The following is an 18,328-nucleotide window of genomic DNA, read 5'->3' as shown; positions in this document are numbered from 1 at the left end:
TCAGCCTGACGCGCCGGGCCGTCGGCGCCCTCATCGAGAAGGGGTCTGGAGGCGTAAAGAATCCGTAAAGAGGACCCCGTACGTCGTCAAGAACACATCGTGGCCGGCGCCGCGGCGTCGGCACGGTCGTTGACTGGAGGGCATGGAGCCACGCCTCACCGACCTCGCGGCCGTCCGGGCAGGACTCGGCCTCGTGGTCCTGCTCGCGTTGGCGGCCGTGTTCACCCGCACGCACGCCGACCTCACCACCGGCCTGATCGGCTACCTCGGCGCCTGTGCGATCGCCGCGCTCTCGGTGCCGTTCGGCTACGCCGCCCTGCTCGGCCTCTCCGGCTGGGGCCTGCTGACCGGCTTCGTGGTCAACGTCGGCGGCCAGCTCACCTTCGCCGCCACGGACCTCGACCACCTCGCGGTGCTGGTCACGCTGTCGGTTGCCGTCGCCGTACTGCGACCGCAGCGGGCGTCTCGGATGCGGGCGGCGCGGTCGCGTCGGGCTCAGGGCTCCAGGGTGTAGCCCAGCCCGCTGCTGGTGACCAGGTAGCGCGGGTGGGACGGGTCGTCCTCCAGCTTGCGCCGCAGCTGGGCGGCATAGACCCGGAGGTAGTGGGTCTCCTTGGCGTAGACCGGGCCCCACACCTCCTTGAGGATCTGCTCGCGGGAGACCAGCCGGCCGACATTGCGAGCCAGCAGCTCCAGGAACGCCCACTCGGTCGGGGTCAGCCTGATGTCCTCGCCGCGCTTGGCCACCCGCTTGCGGGCGAAGTCGATCTCCAACTCTCCGACGCTCAGGTTGGAGGTCTGGGGGGAAGCGGTCTCCTGCCCGCGCCGTACGGCGGCCCGCAGCCGAGCCATCAGCTCGTCCATCGCGAACGGCTTGGTCACATAGTCGTCGGCGCCGAGGTCGAGCGCCTCGATCTTGTCGTCACCGTGCTGGCGCGCGCTGAGCACCACCACCGGGACCGACGTCCAGCCGCGCAGGCCGGCGAGCACCTCGGTCCCGTCCAGGTCCGGCAGGCCGAGGTCGAGCAGCACCACGTCCGGGTGGAACCCGGCAGCCGCCGACAACCCGGACCGGCCGTCGTGGGCGACCTCGACCTCCCAGCCGGCGGCGCGAAGGTTGACCGCGAGCGCCCGTGCCAGCGCCGGCTCGTCGTCGATCACCAGGATCTTGTTCACCGCTCTCCCTCGCTCGACCCCGCCTGCATGCTGCCGCTGGCGGCGCCCGGCGCCACGCCTGCGCGCGGCACCGCCACCACCATCGTCAGGCCACCGCCGGGGGTGTCCTCGGCGGACAGTCTGCCGCCGATCGCCTCGGCCAGCCCCCGGGCCACCGCCAGCCCGAGGCCGAGACCACCGGGCGAGGAGTCGTCGAGCCGCTGGAACGGCTCGAACATCTGCTCGCGCTGCTCCTCCGGCACCCCGGGGCCACGGTCGACGACCAGGATCTCGACCTCCTCGCGACGCACGTTGGCCAGCACACGCACCGGCGCGACACCGGCGGAGGCGCGGACCGCGTTCGAGACCAGGTTGGCCACCACCCGCTCCAACAGGCCGGGATCGGTGCGCACCAGTGGCACGTCCTCGGCCACGTCGTTGCTGACCTCCTCGGCGGAGAAGCCGGCCAGCGCGAGGGGCACGCACTCCTCCAGGCTGACCGGTCGCAGCACCGGGTGGACCAGGCCGGCCTGCACCCGGGAGAGGTCGAGCAGGTTGTCGATCAGGTGCTCCAACTGCTCGGCCGAGGTGGCGGCCGAGCTGGCGAGCACCTCACGATCGGCATCGTCGAGCACCCCGCTGCGCAGCCCGTCGACGGCGGTGCGCACCGTGGCCAGCGGCGTACGCAGGTCGTGCGAGACGGCGCGCAGCAACGCCGTCGAGGTGGCTTCGGCACGCTCCAGCGCGACGGTGCGGTCGGCGTGCTCGCGCAGCCGCCGATACTCCAGCACCAACGAGGTCTGCACCGCGAAGGCCTCCAGCACCCGCTGGTCGGCCGCGCGCAGCGGGTCACCGATCAGCACCATCACGTGGTCGCCGTCCACGGCGACCTGGTTGTCACCCTGGTCCGGCGTGTCGGCATAGCCGATCCCCGCGCCCGCGAGCCGCACCCACCCCGAGGCCGTACGCCGCAACAGCACCACGGAGCGCTGCCCGAACGTCTCCCGTGCCCGCTCCACGATGGCGTCGGCGGTGTCCTGCCCGGTGAGCACCGAGCGCGACAGCGCACCCAGCGTGGCGGCCTCGGCCCGGGCCCGCACCGCCTCCTCGGTACGCCGCGACGCGCCGTCGACGACCGTCGCCACGGCCACCGCGACGAGCACGAAGACGACCAGCGCGAGCAGGTTGCGCGGCTCAGCGATCGTCAGTCGGCGCACCGGCGGGGTGAACCACCAGTTGAGGTTGATGAAGCCGAACATCGCCGCCACCACCGCGGGCCAACGACCGCCGACCAGCGCCACGAGCACCGTGGTGGCGAGGAGCAGCAGGCTGGCGAGCGGCAGCTGGTCGGTCGCACCGGCCGTCTGCGCCGTGCGGTTCAGCCACCAGGCCAGCAGCAGTGGCACCGCCACCGCCATCGCCCAGCCGAGTGCCTGTCGCCGCGGACTCAGGGGCGACATCGACATCCGCCGGCGTACGGTGCGGGGCGTCTGCTCATGGGTGACCAGGTGCACGTCGATCGAGCCCGCCGCAGCGGCGATCCGGTCGCCGGTGGTGCCCGCCAGGAGCCGGCGCAGGCGACCGTGCCGGGAGACCCCGACCACGATCATGGTGGCGTTGCTGCCCACCGCGAAGTCCACGATGGCCTCCGCGGCGTCCTCCCCCACCACCGAGTGGAAGGTGCCGTCGAGGGAGCGGGTCAGCTCCTGCAGCCGGGCCAGGCTGGCGGCCTCGGGCGCCTGCAGGCCGTCGGCGGTGAGGACGTGCACGGCCAGCAGCTCCGAGCCGGCCGCACGCTGGGCCAGCCGGGCGCCGCGGCGCAGCAGGGTCTCGCTCTCCGGGCCGCCGGTGACGGCGACCACGATCCGCTCCTTGGTGGGCCAGGGGCTGCGGATGCCCTGGGCCCGGCGGTAGTCCCCGAGCGCGTCGTCCACCCGGTCGGCCAGCCACAGCAGCGCGAGCTCGCGCAGCGCCGTCAGGTTGCCGACCCTGAAGAACGAGGTCAGCGACGCGTCGATCTTCTCGGCTCGGTAGATGTTGCCGTGCGCCATCCGGCGACGCAGCGCATCCGGGGCCATGTCGACCAGGTTGATCTGGTCGGCGGTGCGGACCACCTCGTCGGGCACCGTTTCGCGCTGCCGGACGCCGGTGATCCGCTCGACCTCGTCGTTGAGCGACTCCAGGTGCTGGATGTTGACGGTGGTGATCACGTCGATCCCGGCCGCCCGCAGCTCCTCGATGTCCTGGGCGCGCTTGAGGTGCCGGCTGCCCGGGACGTTGGTGTGGGCGAGCTCGTCCACGCAGACCACCTGCGGCTTGCGCGCGAGGACCGCGTCGAGGTCGAGCTCGGTGAAGGTGCCCCCGCGATACCCCACCCGCTTGCGCGGGAGCACCTCGAGGCCCTCGATCTGGCTCTGCGTCTTGGGCCGGTCGTGGGTCTCGACGTACCCGATCACGACGTCGGTGCCCCGGCTCGCCCGGCGACGTGCCTCGTCGAGCATCGCGAACGTCTTGCCGACGCCGGGGGCGGCGCCGAGATAGACGGTCAGCCGCCCCCGTTTAGCCTCCATGTGGGTCAGTCTGCCGCGTGCTCGACAGCGATGTTGAGAGTGAGCACGTTGACATAGGCCGCGCCGAGCACGCCGAGGGCGCGACCGTGCGTGTTCTGCGCGACCAACCGGCGCACCGTGGCCTCCGAGAGCCCGTTGGTCTTCGCCACCCGGGCCACCTGCAGATCGGCGTACGCCGGCGAGATCGCCGGGTCCAGACCCGACCCGCTGGAGGTGACCGCGTCGGCGGGGATCGCCGAGACCGGCACGCCCTCACGGGCCGCGATCGTCCGCTGGACCGCCTTGATCGCTTTAACCAGACGGGGGTCGTTGGGACCCAGGTTGCTGCCGTAGCTGCTGGTGGGGTCGTAACCGTCGCCCGCTGCCGAAGGCCTGTTGAAGAAGAGCTTCGGGTTGTCGTCGACCTGGCCGAGCAGCTGCGAGCCGACGGCGTGCGAGGAGGAGGTGGTGTGGGCGCCGGTCGAGGTGATCAGCGACCCGTTCGCGTGCCACGGCATGCTCACCTGCGAGATGCCGGTGACCAGCAGCGGGTAGGCCACCCCGAGCAGGAGGATGGCGCCGATCATCACCCTCAGCCCAGCAAGGCTGTGCCGATAGAGCGCGTAGATGTCCTTCATGATGATCACAGTCCTGGAATCAGCGAGACAACGAGATCGAGCAGCTTGATGCCCACGAAGGGTGCGATCAGACCGCCGACGCCGTAGATGAGGATGTTGCGACGCAGCAGCTCCACCGCCGACGAGGGCCGGTAGCTCACGCCGCGCAGTGCCAACGGGATGAGCGCGACGATGATCAGCGCGTTGAAGACGACCGCGGAGACGATCGCCGACTGCGGGCTGGACAGTCGCATCACGTTGAGCACGTGCAGCTGCGGGAACGCGGTCACGAACATCGCCGGCAGGATGGCGAAGTACTTCGCCACGTCGTTGGCGACCGAGAACGTCGTCAGCGCGCCGCGGGTGATGAGCAGCTGCTTGCCGATCTCGACGACCTCGATCAGCTTGGTGGGGTCGGAGTCGAGGTCGACCATGTTGCCGGCCTCCTTCGCGGCGGTGGTGCCGGTGTTCATCGCCACCCCGACGTCGGCCTGCGCCAGCGCCGGAGCGTCGTTGGTGCCGTCCCCGCACATCGCCACCATCCGGCCGCCGCGCTGCTCGCGCCGGATCAGGGCGAGCTTGTCTTCCGGCGTCGCCTCGGCCAGGACGTCGTCGACGCCCGCCTCCTCGGCGATCGCCTTGGCCGTGATGGCGTTGTCTCCGGTGATCATCACGGTGCGGATGCCCATCGCGCGCAGCTCGGCGAACCGCTCCCGGATGCCCTCCTTGACGACGTCCTTGAGGTGGACGACGCCGAGCACCCGGGCCGGCGCCTCGCCACGCTGCTCGGCGACCACCAGCGGTGTGCCTCCCGTGCCGCTGATCTGCGTGCTCAGGATCTCGGTGTCCGCCGGTACGACGCCGCCGGTCTCCGCGACCCAGGCCGCGACGGCGCTGCCGGCGCCCTTGCGCAGCCGCAGGCCGGGAGCGTCGATGCCGCTCATCCGGGTCATCGCGGAGAACTCCACCAGCGTCGCGCCCGCCGGTGGCCGAGGTGCGTGCTCGCGGCCCTCACCGCCCTCGACCAACGTGACGATGCTGCGGCCCTCGGGCGTCTCGTCGGCCAGGCTGGCGAGCACTGCCGCGTCCTCCAGCTCACGGAGCTCGACGCCGCCGACGGGCAGCAGCTCGCTGGCCTGTCGGTTGCCGTAGGTGATGGTGCCGGTCTTGTCGAGCAGGAGGACATCGACGTCGCCGGCCGCCTCCACCGCGCGACCGGACATCGCCAGCACGTTGCGGCGTACCAACCGGTCCATGCCAGCGATGCCGATCGCACTGAGCAGGGCGCCGATCGTGGTCGGGATCAGGCAGACCAGCAGTGCCGTCAGGACCAGCCAGGACTGGTGGGCGTGGCTGTAGTCGGCGATGTAGTAGAGCGTGCCGCAGACCACCACGAAGATCGCGGTGAGCGTGGAGAGCAGCACGTTGAGCGCGATCTCGTTGGGGGTGCGCTGTCGCTCGGAGCCCTCGACCAGGGCGATCATCCGATCGACGAACGACTGGCCGGGGTCGGAGGTGATTCGCACGACGATGCGGTCGGAGAGCACCGTGGTGCCGCCGGTGACGGCGCTGCGGTCGCCGCCGGACTCGCGGATCACGGGTGCGGACTCGCCGGTGACGGCCGACTCGTCGACGCTGGCCACGCCCTCGAGGACGTCACCGTCGCCAGGGATGCGCTCCCCCGCCTCGACGATGCAGACATCGCCCTTGCGCAGCTCGGTGGAGGCGACGGTCTCGACGCCGCCGTCGGTACGCCGCCGGCGGGCGGTGGTCTCCTCCTGCAGGGCACGGAGGCTGGCGGCCTGCGCCTTGCCGCGACCCTCGGCGACCGACTCGGCGAGGTTGCCGAACAGGACCGTGAGCCACAGCCAGACGGTGACCAGCCAGCCCATCACGGACGGGTTCACGATCGAGAGGACGGTGGTGGCGATGGCGCCGAGCTCGACGATCAGCATCACCGGTGTGGCGAGCAGCGCCCGCGGGTCGAGCTTGCGTACGGCGCCCGGCAGCGCCTGCAGGAGCTGCTCGGCGGTCAGGATGCTGGGCTGGGAGACGGTGTGAGGACTGTTCACGAGAGGGACTCCGCGATCGGACCGAGGGCGAGCGCCGGCACGTAGGTCAGACCGACCACGACCAGCGCGACGCCGGTGAGCAATGCCACGAAGAGTGGGCGATGGGTGGGGAGGGTGCCGGCGCCGGCGGGCTGGTGCCGGGCCGTGGCGAAACGCCCGGCCAGCGCTAGCACGAAGACGATCGGCAGGAAGCGGCCGAGGAGCATCAACAGACCGAGAAGGGTGTTCCAGAACGTGGTGCCCGACGTGATGCCGGCGAAGGCGGAGCCGTTGTTGTTGGCGGCCGAGGTGACGGCGTACAACGCCTCGGAGAGGCCGTGTGGACCGCCGACCGAGAGTCCGGCGAGTCCCGACGAGGCGGTGACGGCGACGGCCGCGCCCAGCAGGACGAGCGTCGGGGTGGTGAGGATGTAGAGGGCCACCAGGACGATCTCGTGCTGGCCGATCTTCTTGCCCAGGTACTCCGGCGTCCGGCCGACCATCAGGCCGCACAGGAAGACGGTGACGATGGCGAGCATGAGCATGCCGTAGAGCCCCGAGCCGACCCCGCCGGGTGCGACCTCGCCGAGCATCATGTTGAACATCGCGATGCCGCCGCCCGGCGCGGTGAAGCTCTCGTGCATGGAGTTGACGGCACCGGTCGAGGTCAGCGTCGTGGCGGAGCCGAACATCGCGCTGGCGGCCTCGCCGAAGCGGGTCTCCTTGCCCTCCATCGCCGCGCCGGCCAGTCGGGTGGCGGTGCCGGCGCCCGACATCTCGGCCCACGTCATGAAGGAGACGGCGGCGGTGGCGAGCACAGCCATGGTGGCCACGATCGCGCCACCCTGTCGCTTGTCCTTCACGATCAGGCCGAAGGCCCAGGCCATCGCGAACGGGACGAGGAGGATCAGGTAGACCTGCACCAGGTTGATGAAGGCGTTCGGATTCTCGAACGGATGGGCGCTGTTCGCGTTGTAGAAGCCGCCGCCGTTGGTGCCGAGCAGCTTGATCGACTCCTGGGAGGCGACCGGACCACCGGTGATGGTCTGGTGGCCGCCGCCGAGCGTGGTCACCGTGTGGAAGGCGTTCCAGTTCTCGATCATGCCTCCGGCCACGAAGACCAGCGCCGTGACGAAGGCGATCGGCAGCAGCACCCGGACGGTGCCGCGGACCAGGTCGGTCCAGAAGTTGCCGAGACGGCCGCCGTTGCGCGACCGGGCCAGGCCGCGGGCGAGGGCCGCGGCGACCGCCATGCCGACGGCGGCGGAGACGAAGTTCTGCACCGTCAGGCCGGTGGCCTGCAGCAGGTAGCCGGCGGCGGCCTCACCGGAGTACCACTGCCAGTTGGTGTTCGAGACGAAGGAGACCGCCGTGTTCCAGGCGCCCGCCGGGCCGAACCCGGCGAAGCCGAGACTCTGCGGCAGGTGTAGCTGAAGGCGTGCGACGGCGTACACGATGAGGAGGCCGACCATGCTGAAGCCGAGCACGGACATGGCGTAGGAACGCCAGTGCTGGTCGGCGTCGGGGTCGACGCGCATGATCCGGTACGCCGCCCGCTCGACCTTGAGGTGACGCGGGCTGGTGTAGACGTGCGCGAGGTAGCGACCCAGCAACGGCGTTGAGACGGCGAGGGCCGCGACCAGGAGCAGGAGCTCCAGGACCGCGGCGGTGGTGGCACTCATCGGCGCACCGCCCCGGACAGGTCGGTGGCCTCATCGGCCTGGGACTCGTCGGCCCGGGGCTCATCGGCCTGGGGCTCATCGGCGTCGAGGTCGGTCGGGTCGTGGTGGGGATCGGGCTCGAGACGGGAGTCGATGATCCCGACGAGGAGGGCGAGACCCGCGAAGCAGAGCAGGGTCAGCGCCAGATAGACGAAGTCGGACACGACTCCAGGTCTAGTGGCGCAGATGGGGCGTGCGGTGGCGCCTTGATGCTTCCTTGACGATGCGCGCGACGGGACTGACGCATCCTTGACCGGGCGCCGTCGTCAGGAGCGGGTCAACGACTCCAGCGCGGTGCGGAAGTCATCCGGCGGCGTGATCGAGCGGCCGCTGGCGACGTCGAAGAAGACCAGCACGATCCGGCTGCGGCTGAGCACGACCGGCTTCTCCCCACCGGCGATGTCGACGTCGTTGTCGACGATCTCGCTGTCGAAGACCATGGACTTGGAGCCCAGCCGCGCCACCCAGGTGTAGATGTCGTACGGCGCGGGTCGGAGCACGATCGGCGCGCGATAGGTCACCTCGGCCTGAGCAACCACGACGCCCGGCCGATCAACGAGCCTGAACTCCTCGACCAGCTTGGCCATCATCGCGATCCGGCTCTCCTGGAAGTACTCGAAGTACTTCACGTTGTTGACGTGCCCGTAGACGTCCACGTCGGAGAAGCGCACCTTGACCGGGTAGTGCCCGAGCTCGCTGTGCCTGGCCTCGCTTACCTCGACGGCATGCGGGTGCAGCACGTCCTCGGGGTGCAGGTAGACCTCGAGCGCCGTGCGCTCCTCGGCGGTGATCCGGCGGGGTGAGCGATGCTCGAAGACGTACGGCGTGAGCAGGGTCGAGGCGCGCACGTACACGGTGCGCTGGTCGCCGTGGTCCGAGGAGTGCTCGCGGTAGACCTCGTAGGCCAGCGTGAAGGAAGCCGCCCGGATCTCGGTGACCCAGACGTCGACGAAGACCGGGTCGTGGTCGAAGTGCAGCGGCTCGAGGTAGGTGATCTGGTGGTTGACCACCAGCAGACCCTCGGCAAGACCGTCGGTGTGCGGGCTGCGGGCATGGACCCGCAGCATGTCGACCCGGGCCTCCTGCAGGTAGTCGGCGTAGACGACGTTGTTGACGTGACCGAGCATGTCCAGATCGGCCCAGCGCATGGGGCACTCGTAACGATGTCGCACACCTTGATCCTGCCAAACGGCCGGCCGCCCTCTGTCGTCGTACTCGACAGGCGGGCACTATGGTCTCTGGAACCTGTTTCATACTCGCGAGTAACTGGAGAGTGTCATGCCTGAGGCAGTCATCGTTTCGGCCACCCGTTCGCCGATCGGCCGAGCCAACAAGGGGTCCCTCAAGGACTTCCGGCCCGACGACCTGGCCGCGCTGGTCACCCGGGCGGCGTTGGACAAGATTCCGGCTCTTGATCCGAACACCATCGATGACTACCTGCTCGGCTGCGGTCTGCCCGGCGGCGAGTCCGGCAGCAACATGGGCCGCAACGTCCCGGTCCTGCTGGGCTACGACAACGTCCCCGGTACGACGATCACGCGCTACTGCTCGTCCTCGGTGCAGACCACCCGGATGGCGTTCCACGCGATCAAGGCCGGCGAGGGCGACGTCTACGTCTCGGCCGGCGTCGAGGCCGTCTCACGATTCGCCTTCGGCACCTCGGACCACATCCCCAACACCCACAACCCTCTCTTCGAGGAGGCCAAGGAGCGGACCAAGACCTACGCCGCCGGCGGCCAGGTCTGGCACGACCCGCGCCAGGACGGCGCGCTGCCGGATGTCTACATCGCGATGGGTCAGACCGCCGAGAACGTCGCCCAGCTCAAGGGCGTCACCCGCGCCGAGCAGGACGAGTTCGCGGTGCGCTCGCAGAACCTCACCGAGAAGGGGATCGCCGACGGCTTCTGGGCCCGCGAGATCACCCCCGTGACGCTCACCGACGGCACAGTGGTCGCCTCCGACGACGGCCCGCGCGCCGGCGTCACCCTGGAGGCGCTGGCCGGGCTGCAGCCGGTCTTCCGCCCCGACGGCACCGTCACCGCGGGCAACTGCTGCCCCCTCAACGACGGCGCCGCCGCCGTCGTGATCATGTCCGACACCCGCGCCGCCGAGCTGGGTCTCACACCGCTCGCCCGGATCGTGGCCACCGGCGTCTCCGGCCTCTCCCCCGAGATCATGGGCCTCGGTCCGGTCGAGGCGTCCCGGCGCGCGCTCGCGTCGGCCGGGATGAGCATCGACGACATCGACCTGGTCGAGATCAACGAGGCCTTCGCCGCCCAGGTGATCCCCTCGGCCCGTGAGCTCGGCGTCGACCCCTTCGACAACGAGAAGCTCAACGTCAACGGCGGCGCGATCGCCGTCGGTCACCCCTTCGGCATGACCGGTGCCCGGCTGCAGAACACCATGCTCAACAGCCTGGACTGGCACGACAAGACCACCGGCCTGATCACCATGTGTGTCGGCGGCGGCATGGGCATGGCCCTCATCCTCGAGCGCTGTTGATTCGTGGATCTTGCAGGTCCGAGTCCGGAGGGCACTCCGGACTCGGACCTGATACTTCCACGATTCAACATCTCCTAGGATCAGCACATGACCGAGGAGACGCGCTGGCTCGACGCCACCCAACAGCGGTCCTGGCGCGGACTCGTGATCGGCATGACGCTGCTCGTCGACCGCCTCGACGACGACCTGCGCCGGAGGTTCGACCTGTCGCTGGCCGAGTACGAGATCATGGTGCGTCTCTCCGAGGCCGAGGGGACCCTGCGGATGGCGCAGCTGGCCAGCGCCCTGGGGCACTCCCGGTCACGGGTGACCCACACCATCGCGCGGATGGAGAAGGCCCAGCTGGTCGAGCGGCGTACGTCGCAGGTCGACGGGCGGGGCGTCGACGCGGTCCTCACCGAGCGCGGCTGGCAGGTGCTGCGCGAGGCTGCCCCGCTGCACGTCGGCGGCGTACGGGAGAACCTGGTGGACTTGGTCTCCGCGGACGACTTCGCAGCGCTCGGCCGGGTGATGAACACGGTTACCGACCACCTCATCGGAGACCGGCCGGACATCGAGATCCGCTGAGGCCATACCCCCGCCCGCATCTGTCGAATACCCATGTCGGGGGATTTCCGGTCCGCGCCCGCTGATGGAGCGTCTGGAGTGAGTCATCTTCTGCAAGGAGGCAGAGCATGTCGAACATTCCCAGACTCACCACTGCCGCTGCGGTCATCGCGCTCGCGGCAGCCTCGTTGATCGCCGTACCAGCGGCTTCCGCCCACCAGGGTTCACAGCACAACCAGCAGGCCGTGCACGCCAAGAGCCAGCACGGCAAGCAGGTCAACCACGACAAGCGGGGACACCGCGGTCACCACCAGAAGGCGGCGACCAAGCATGTGCTGGCCAGCGGTCTGCTCTCGCCGTTGCGTGCTGCGGTCACCCCCGGCGGCACCGCCTACGTCTCGGAGAACTTCGCCGGCAAGATCGATCGGATCAGCCGCAACGGCACCAAGACGACCGTCTACACCGATCCGAACGGCTATGAGGTCGGGGGCCTCTCGGTGGCCGGTCGGTACGTCGTCTTCACCGTCACCCAGAGCGTCGGCGAGGGCGAGAACGTCGACAGCTGGCTGAAGGTGCTCACCCCGTCGGGGAACGTCCGCACCATCGCCGACATCCACGCCTACGAGGCAGCGAACAATCCGGACCAAGGCACGACGTACGGATTCCGCGACGCCGACATGTCCGACCCGGCCACGGCAGCGTGCCTGGCCAAGTGGGACACAGCGGACAACGGACCGGCGACCTACACGGGCATGGTGGACTCGCACCCCTACGCCACCTACGTGCTGAGCAACGGCTGGACCTATGTGGCCGACGCGGGCGCGAACGCGGTGTTCCTCGTCTCGCCGCGTGGCCAGATCAGGACGGTCGCCACCCTGCCGGGCATCCCGATGACGATCGACTCGGCGACAGCGACCGGGTTGGGGCTCGATCCCTGCTTCGTCGGGCTGACCTACTACTTCGAGCCGGTCCCGACCGACGTCGAGGTGGGGAGCAACGGCACCGTCTACGTCACCAGCCTGCCGGGCGGTCCCGAGGGCCCGCAGTCTGGTGCACGCGGCAGTGTCTTCTCGATCAGCGCGAACGCGGCCTACCACGGCAACTTCCGGCTCCACCCCGGAAGCCACCAAGGCAAGGGGCACCACGGCCACAACGGCCAGGCGCGCCAGGTCGTGACCGGTCTGTCGAGTCCGACCGGACTCGCGGTGGCTCCGAACGGGAGCCTGTACGTCGCCCAGCTCTTCGGCGACACGATCTCGAAGGTGACGCTAGGCCGGTGGGGCGCCAAGGTCACCGACGTCATCTCCACACCCTCGCCGGGTGAGGTCGAGTGGACACCCCGTGGGCTGTACTTCACCAGCGACGTGCTCTCCGGCACGCCCGAGGATCCGCACGGCAACACCACCACGCCGGCGGGTCAGTTGATCAGGTACGGCCGCTGAGCGGTCCCACATGACAGGTCCGGCGGTGGTCCGGGGCAATCTGCGGCCCCGGCCACCGCCGGATCATTGTCTGGACCTCAACCGGCGAGCCCGAACGCCGAGCGCCAACGCTCAGGGTCAGTCGCGAGTCAGGCGGCGGTGCGTGACCCGGTGCGGCCGGGCGGCCTCGATGCCGAGCCGCTCGATCTTGTTCTCCTCGTAGGCCGCGAAGTTGCCCTCGAACCAGAACCACTTGCCGCCGTCCTCGTCGTCGCCCTCCCAGGCGAGGATGTGGGTGGCGATGCGGTCGAGGAACCAGCGGTCGTGCGAGGTGACCACGGCGCAGCCCGGGAAGTCGAGCAGCGCATCCTCGAGCGAGGACAGCGTCTCCACGTCGAGGTCGTTCGTGGGCTCGTCGAGCAGCAGCATGTTGCCGCCCTGCTTCAGCGTCAGCGCCAGGTTGAGGCGGTTGCGCTCACCACCGGAGAGCACGCCGGCCTTCTTCTGCTGGTCCGGGCCCTTGAAGCCGAAGGAGGCGACATAGGCGCGGCTGTTCATCTCGAAGTTGGCGACCTTGATGAAGTCCAAGCCGTCGGAGACGACCTCCCATACGTTCTTGTTGGCGTCGATGCCGCCGCGACTCTGGTCGACGTAGGAGATCTTGACCGTCTGGCCGACCTTCAGCTCGCCGGCGTCCGGGGCCTCGCCGCCGGTGATCATCCGGAACAGCGTGGTCTTGCCGACGCCGTTGGGGCCGACGACACCGACGATGCCGGCGCGCGGCAGGGTGAACGAGATGTCGTTCCACAGCGTGCGGCCTTCGAAGGCCTTGGTCAGGTCATGGGCCTCGAGGACGACGTCACCGAGCCGCGGGCCCGGCGGGATGTTGATGTCGGCGGTGTCGACCTTGCGCGCCTTGTCGGCCTCAGCCGCGAGCTCCTCGTAGCGGGCCAGACGCGACTTCGACTTGGTCTGCCGGGCCTTGGCGTTCGAGCGCACCCACTCGAGCTCCTTCTCCAGCATCTTGGCGCGCTTGGCGTCCTTCTGCCCCTCGATCTTGAGGCGGTCCTTCTTGGTCTCCAGGTAGGTGGAGTAGTTGCCCTCGTAGCCGTGGATGGCGCCGCGGTCGACCTCGGCGATCCACTCGGCGACGTTGTCCAGGAAGTAGCGGTCGTGGGTGACGGCCAGGACGGCACCCGGGTAGTTCTTGAGGTGACCCTCGAGCCACTGCACCGACTCGGCATCGAGGTGGTTGGTGGGCTCGTCGAGGAGCAGCAGGTCGGGCTGCTGGAGGAGCAGCTTGCACAGCGCGACGCGGCGCCGCTCACCACCGGAGAGGTTGTCCACGAGCGCGTCCGCAGGCGGGCAGCGCAGCGCGTCCATGGCCTGGTCGAGACGCGAGTCGAGGTCCCAGGCGTTGGCGTGGTCGAGCTCCTCCTGCAGGTTGCCCATCTCGGCCAGCAGGGTGTCGAAGTCGGCGTCCGGGTCCGCCATCAGCTCGGAGATCTCGTTGTAGCGATCGACCTTCGCCTTGATCTCCCCGACAGCCTCCTGGACGTTCTCCAGGACGGTCTTGCCCTCGGTGAGCGGCGGCTCCTGCTGCAGCATCCCGACGGTGGCGTCGGGGTCGCGGACGACGTCGCCGTTGTTGGGGTGGTCCAAGCCGGCCATCAGCTTGAGCAGCGAGGACTTGCCCATGCCGTTCGGACCCACGACGCCGATCTTGGCGCCGTGCAGGAAGGAGAGGGTGACATTGTCGAGGACGACCTTGTCGCCGTGGGCCTTGCGCACATTGCGCAGGGAGAGGATGTACTCGGCCATGCGGCTAGGTTAGTTGGAATCGGCCGCCGAGACCCGATTGGGGGCTGCCGTCGGACAGCCCCCGACCGGTGCGACTGCTCAGGCGGCTCCGGCCCAGCCCGGGGCGTCCGCGAGCGGCGGGTTCCAGTCGGAGCTCCGCGCCGACTCGACCGGCACGGCATCGGGCTGGACGTCGGAGGACCGACCGGCGCCGTCGATGAGGTTCTCCAGGTCAGCGGGTGTCAGCGGAGCCGGCTGGCTGGCCTCGTCGTACGTGTCGTCCTGGGGCACCTCCGAGCCGGTGGCGGCTGCCGAGGCGGTCTTGGCGAAGGTGCTGAAGCCGCGCCGCAGGTCGTGCCCGACGACCGCGGCCTCGATCTCGTGGGCCACCACCTCGGCGCGGTTGGCATTGACCCAGGTGCGGGCGCTGAGCCGCCCCTGCACGATCACCGGGTCGCCCTTGCGCAGCGAGCGGGCGACGTTGTCCCCCAGTGCGCGCCAGGCACTCACCGAGTACCACTGGGTCTCTGCGTCGCGCCACTCCCCCGAGGATCGTTCGAGCTTGCGGGGCGTGACGCCGATGCGGAAGTTGGCGACGGAGTGCTCTCCGACCGTGCGTACGACGGGCGTGGCGACCACGTAGCCGTGCACGGTGATGTAGGACTCGTTCATTTCTCTGGCTCCTTGTCAGGTTCAGCAGCAGGCGCTGCACCTGCGAGCCTGCCGAGCACCACCGACACGAAGCCGTCGTCGTCGCTCAGCCTGGGGATATCCCTCCCCGAGCCGGCTCTGTGGACAGCGAGCGTCCGGATTTCGGCGATATCGGTCTCAAAAAACAGCTGAGGCGGCCGGAGCGTGACCGCTCCGGCCGCCTCAGCTGCGGATCAGGCTGCGGATCAGGCCAGGCCGTTCGCCTTGAGCCAGTCCGCCGCCACGTCGGCGGCCTTCGGCTTGTCCGGGCCGTTGAACTTCGTGTTGAGCTCGAGCAGCGAGGCAGTGGTCAGCTTGGCCGAGACCGCGTTGAGCACGGCGTCGACATCGGCGCTGTCGTGGTCCTTGCGGATCAGCGGGACGACGTTCTGCGCAGCCACCAGGTTCTTCGGATCGCTGAGCGTGACCAGGTGGTTCTGCGAGATCGACGGGGTCGTGGAGTAGATGTCGGCGACGTCCACCTTGCCCGAGGTCAGGGCCTTCACGGTCGCGGGGCCGCCGCTGTCGCTGATCGGGGTGAACGAGATGCCGGAGATGCCGTACACCTTGTCCAGGCCCGGCACACCGTACGAGCGGGTCTTGAGCTCGGGGTTGCCCGCCAGGGAGAGCCCGGAGACACCCTTGAGGTCGGCGATCGTGTGCAGGTTGTTCTTCTTGGCGAAGTCGGCGGTGACGTTGTAGGAGTCCTTGTCCTCGGCCGCCGAGGGCGTGAGGGTCGTCAACGTGTCGGGCAGCGCCGCCTTCAACGCGGCATCCACGTCCGCGGGCGCGGTGGCGGTGGCCTTGGGGTCGAAGTAGGTCAGCAGGTTGCCGGTGTACTCCGGGAACAGCGAGATCGAGCCGTCCTTCAGCGCGCCGATGTAGGCCTCACGCTGGCCGATGTCGAGGTGGGTGGAGGCATCGAAGCCCTTGGCCGTGAGCGCCTGGGCATAGATCTCGGCAAGGATCTCGCTCTCCCCGAAGGAGGCGGAGCCGACCACGATCGGCTGGGTGGTTGAGCCGGACGCCGAGGAGGAAGCAGACGCCTTCGAGCCTGATCCTGCCGACGTGTTGGTCGGGTCGCTGCCGCAGGCGGCCAGGGTCAGGGCGAGTCCTGAGGCGGCGGCCAGAGCGACCAGTCGAGTGACCTTCATGGTTTGTTCCTTACTCATCGTTGGATGGAGAGAGCGCGTTGGACGACGGCGAAGATGCCGTCGAGGACGAGGGCGAGCACCACGATGACGATGGAACCCGCAACCATCTGCGGATAATCCCGGACCGCGAGCCCGTCGATCAGGTAGCGCCCGAGACCACCCAGTCCGATGTACGCCGCGACAGTCGCCGTGGCGACCACCTGCAGCACGGCGGCCCGAAGTCCGCCGATGATCAAGGGCAGCGCCAGCGGCACCTCGACCTTGCCCAGCACCTGCCACTCGTTCATCCCGATCGCGCGGGCAGCGTCGATGGTGGCGCGGTCGACCGACTCGAGTCCGGCGTACGCTCCAGCCAGCAGGGGCGGGATGGCGAGCACGACCAGCGCGACGATCGGCGGCGTCAGGCCGATGCCGCGCCAGATCACCACCAGCGTCAGCAGCCCCAGGGTCGGCAGCGCTCGCAGCGCACCCGTCAGCGCGATCGCCAGGCCACGCAACCGGCCGGTGTGGCCGATCCACAGCCCCAGCGGGATCGCGATCGCCGAGGCGATCACGACGGTCAGGCTGGTGTAGCCCAGGTGCTGGGCGATCCGGTGCGGGAAGCCGTCGTCGCCGTGCCAGTGCGCGCTGTCGGTGAGCCAGGAGATGCCCTCGGAGATGCCGCTCATCGGCTCCCCCTGACCCGCAGCCACGGCATCGTGAGCCGCCCGATCAGCACCCACAGCACGTCCAGCAGCAGGGCGAGCACCACGACGCAGAGGATCCCGATGATGATCTCGGTGGCGAAGTAGCGCTGGAACCCGTCGGTGAACAGCGAGCCCAGGTTGCTGACCCCGATCAGCGGCGCGATCGTCGCCAGGCTGACGGTGCTCACCGAGACGACGCGTACGCCGGCGAGCAGCACCGGCCCGGCAAGCGGAAGCTCGACCTGGACGATCCGCTGCCAGGTGGAGTAGCCGCTCGCGCGGGCAGCGTCCACCACGGACTCCGAGACGCTGCCGAAGGCACCCGCCGCCGTGCCGACCATCAGCGCGACCGCATAGACCGTCAGCACGATCAGCACGTTGGTCGGGTCGAGGAACGAGGTGCCGAGCAGGCCGGGGATGATGATCAACAACGCCAGCGACGGGATGGTGTAGAGCACGCTGGCCAGGCTCAGCAGGGTCTTGCCGCCAAGCCGCCAGCGCCTCGCGGCGTACCCGATCGGGAGGGCGATCACGAAGCCCAGCACCACCGGGATGACCGAGAGCCACAGGTGGCGCCAGGCCAGCTCGCGGATGTAGGAGAGATTGTCGAAGAACCAGGTCACGCCAGCACGCCTGCCGCGCGGCCGTCGGCGTCGACGACCACGCGCTTCCCGTCGACCTCCTGGATCCGCAAGGTACGCCGCCCGCGGTCCAGCCCGACGAAGCTGCGCACGAACTCGTCCGCCGGATCGGCCAGGATCTGCGCCGGGGTGCCGACCTGGGCGATCTCGCCGCCCTTGCGCAGGATCACGACCTGGTCGCCGAGGAGGAATGCCTCCTCGATGTCGTGGGTGACGAAGACGATCGTCTTGCCGAGGTCACGCTGCAGGTGCAGCAGCTCCTGCTGCAGCTCGGCGCGCACGATCGGGTCGACCGCGCCGAACGGCTCGTCCATCAGCAGCACATTGGGATCGGCGACCAGCCCGCGGGCGACGCCGACGCGCTGTTGCTGGCCGCCGGAGAGCTGGCCGGGATAGCGGTCGGCGAGCGTCGGGTCGAGCCCGACGGTCTCCAGCGCGGCGAGGGCACGACTGCGCGCATCTCGTCGTCCCACTCCCCCGAGCCGCAGCGGCGTGGCGACGTTGTCGACCACCTTGCGGTGCGGAAGCAGCCCGGAGTGCTGCATCACGTAGCCGATGGAACGGCGCAGCTCGACCGGGTTGCGGCTGGCGACATCAGCATCGTCGATCAGCACCTGGCCGCTGGAGGGGTCGACCATCCGGTTGACCATCCGCAGCAGTGTGGTCTTGCCGCACCCGGAGGAGCCGACCAGGACCGTGGTGCTGCGCGAGGGCAGGACGAGGCTGAAGTCGTGGACCGCCTCGGTCCCGTCAGGAAACGTCTTCGCGACGGATCGGTACTCGATCATGCGGTCA

Annotated in this window: 17 protein-coding genes; 4 read left to right on the top strand and 13 right to left on the bottom strand. The window is 69.5% G+C overall.

Annotated features, from left to right (window positions below; genetic code table 11):
* The first annotated feature begins 142 nt into the window (after window positions 1–142).
* Window positions 143–514 (top strand): hypothetical protein, encoded by a 372-nt coding sequence (locus tag H036_RS0110685; RefSeq protein ID WP_017934779.1) that lies wholly within the window; start codon window positions 143–145, stop codon window positions 512–514.
* Here the strand turns inward: H036_RS0110685 and H036_RS0110680 are convergent.
* The 7 genes from H036_RS0110680 to H036_RS0110650 form a co-directional block, all read right to left on the bottom strand.
* Window positions 496–1,176 (bottom strand): response regulator transcription factor, encoded by a 681-nt coding sequence (locus tag H036_RS0110680; protein ID WP_017934778.1) that lies wholly within the window; start codon window positions 1,174–1,176, stop codon window positions 496–498. The two genes, H036_RS0110685 and H036_RS0110680, sit on opposite strands and share 19 nt — an antisense overlap.
* Window positions 1,173–3,725 (bottom strand): ATP-binding protein, encoded by a 2,553-nt coding sequence (locus H036_RS0110675; protein WP_017934777.1) that lies wholly within the window; start codon window positions 3,723–3,725, stop codon window positions 1,173–1,175. The genes H036_RS0110680 and H036_RS0110675 overlap by 4 nt, the downstream gene beginning before the upstream one ends.
* Before the next feature lie 5 nt (window positions 3,726–3,730).
* A complete protein-coding gene (gene kdpC, locus H036_RS0110670) occupies window positions 3,731–4,342 on the bottom strand; it encodes a K(+)-transporting ATPase subunit C (RefSeq protein ID WP_026145944.1) in 612 nt (203 codons plus the stop codon).
* A 5-nt stretch (window positions 4,343–4,347) separates the two neighbouring features.
* A complete protein-coding gene (kdpB, locus tag H036_RS0110665) occupies window positions 4,348–6,393 on the bottom strand; it encodes a potassium-transporting ATPase subunit KdpB (protein ID WP_017934775.1) in 2,046 nt (681 codons plus the stop codon).
* Window positions 6,390–8,054 (bottom strand): potassium-transporting ATPase subunit KdpA, encoded by a 1,665-nt coding sequence (gene kdpA / locus H036_RS0110660; protein WP_017934774.1) that lies wholly within the window; start codon window positions 8,052–8,054, stop codon window positions 6,390–6,392. Before kdpA ends, kdpB begins: the two co-directional genes overlap by 4 nt.
* The gene (locus H036_RS0110655; RefSeq protein WP_017934773.1) at window positions 8,051–8,257 is read right to left on the bottom strand and encodes a hypothetical protein; all 207 of its coding nucleotides are present in this window, start codon (window positions 8,255–8,257) and stop codon (window positions 8,051–8,053) included. The genes kdpA and H036_RS0110655 overlap by 4 nt, the downstream gene beginning before the upstream one ends.
* Window positions 8,258–8,359: 102 nt before the next feature.
* Window positions 8,360–9,265, bottom strand: coding sequence for an acyl-CoA thioesterase (locus H036_RS0110650; RefSeq protein WP_026145943.1), 906 nt, complete (start codon window positions 9,263–9,265; stop codon window positions 8,360–8,362).
* A gap of 106 nt (window positions 9,266–9,371) precedes the next feature.
* On the opposite strand from H036_RS0110650, the gene H036_RS0110645 reads away from it, so the two are divergent.
* The 3 genes from H036_RS0110645 to H036_RS24400 all read left to right on the top strand — a co-directional run bounded on the left by H036_RS0110645 (window position 9,372) and on the right by H036_RS24400 (window position 12,583).
* The gene (locus tag H036_RS0110645) at window positions 9,372–10,595 is read left to right on the top strand and encodes an acetyl-CoA C-acetyltransferase (RefSeq protein WP_017934771.1); all 1,224 of its coding nucleotides are present in this window, start codon (window positions 9,372–9,374) and stop codon (window positions 10,593–10,595) included.
* 87 nt (window positions 10,596–10,682) lie between these two features.
* Window positions 10,683–11,162, top strand: coding sequence for a MarR family winged helix-turn-helix transcriptional regulator (locus H036_RS0110640; protein WP_017934770.1), 480 nt, complete (start codon window positions 10,683–10,685; stop codon window positions 11,160–11,162).
* A 107-nt stretch (window positions 11,163–11,269) separates the two neighbouring features.
* On the top strand, window positions 11,270–12,583 hold the full coding sequence (locus H036_RS24400; protein ID WP_017934769.1) for a ScyD/ScyE family protein: 1,314 nt from the start codon (window positions 11,270–11,272) through the stop codon (window positions 12,581–12,583).
* 117 nt (window positions 12,584–12,700) lie between these two features.
* Here the strand turns inward: H036_RS24400 and ettA are convergent, their stop codons facing one another.
* The 6 genes from ettA to H036_RS0110605 form a co-directional block, all read right to left on the bottom strand.
* On the bottom strand, window positions 12,701–14,383 hold the full coding sequence (gene ettA / locus H036_RS0110630; RefSeq protein WP_017934768.1) for an energy-dependent translational throttle protein EttA: 1,683 nt from the start codon (window positions 14,381–14,383) through the stop codon (window positions 12,701–12,703).
* A 78-nt stretch (window positions 14,384–14,461) separates the two neighbouring features.
* A complete protein-coding gene (locus H036_RS25690; RefSeq protein WP_017934767.1) occupies window positions 14,462–15,034 on the bottom strand; it encodes a single-stranded DNA-binding protein in 573 nt (190 codons plus the stop codon).
* 224 nt (window positions 15,035–15,258) lie between these two features.
* Window positions 15,259–16,206 (bottom strand): ABC transporter substrate-binding protein, encoded by a 948-nt coding sequence (locus H036_RS0110620; RefSeq protein WP_017934766.1) that lies wholly within the window; start codon window positions 16,204–16,206, stop codon window positions 15,259–15,261.
* Window positions 16,207–16,220: 14 nt separating this feature from the next.
* The gene (locus tag H036_RS0110615; RefSeq protein WP_017934765.1) at window positions 16,221–16,874 is read right to left on the bottom strand and encodes an ABC transporter permease; all 654 of its coding nucleotides are present in this window, start codon (window positions 16,872–16,874) and stop codon (window positions 16,221–16,223) included.
* Window positions 16,871–17,515, bottom strand: a complete 645-nt coding sequence (locus H036_RS0110610) for an ABC transporter permease (protein ID WP_017934764.1) — start codon at window positions 17,513–17,515, stop codon at window positions 16,871–16,873. Before H036_RS0110610 ends, H036_RS0110615 begins: the two co-directional genes overlap by 4 nt.
* Complete coding sequence (locus tag H036_RS0110605; protein ID WP_017934763.1) at window positions 17,512–18,321, bottom strand: ABC transporter ATP-binding protein; 810 nt, start codon at window positions 18,319–18,321, stop codon at window positions 17,512–17,514. Before H036_RS0110605 ends, H036_RS0110610 begins: the two co-directional genes overlap by 4 nt.
* Between the last annotated feature and the right edge of the window lie 7 nt (window positions 18,322–18,328).

The sequence above is a fragment of the Nocardioides sp. Iso805N genome (genome assembly GCF_000364605.1).
Taxonomy (GTDB): Bacteria; Actinomycetota; Actinomycetes; order Propionibacteriales; family Nocardioidaceae; genus Nocardioides.
This window is presented reverse-complemented; position numbering and strand designations above follow the sequence as displayed.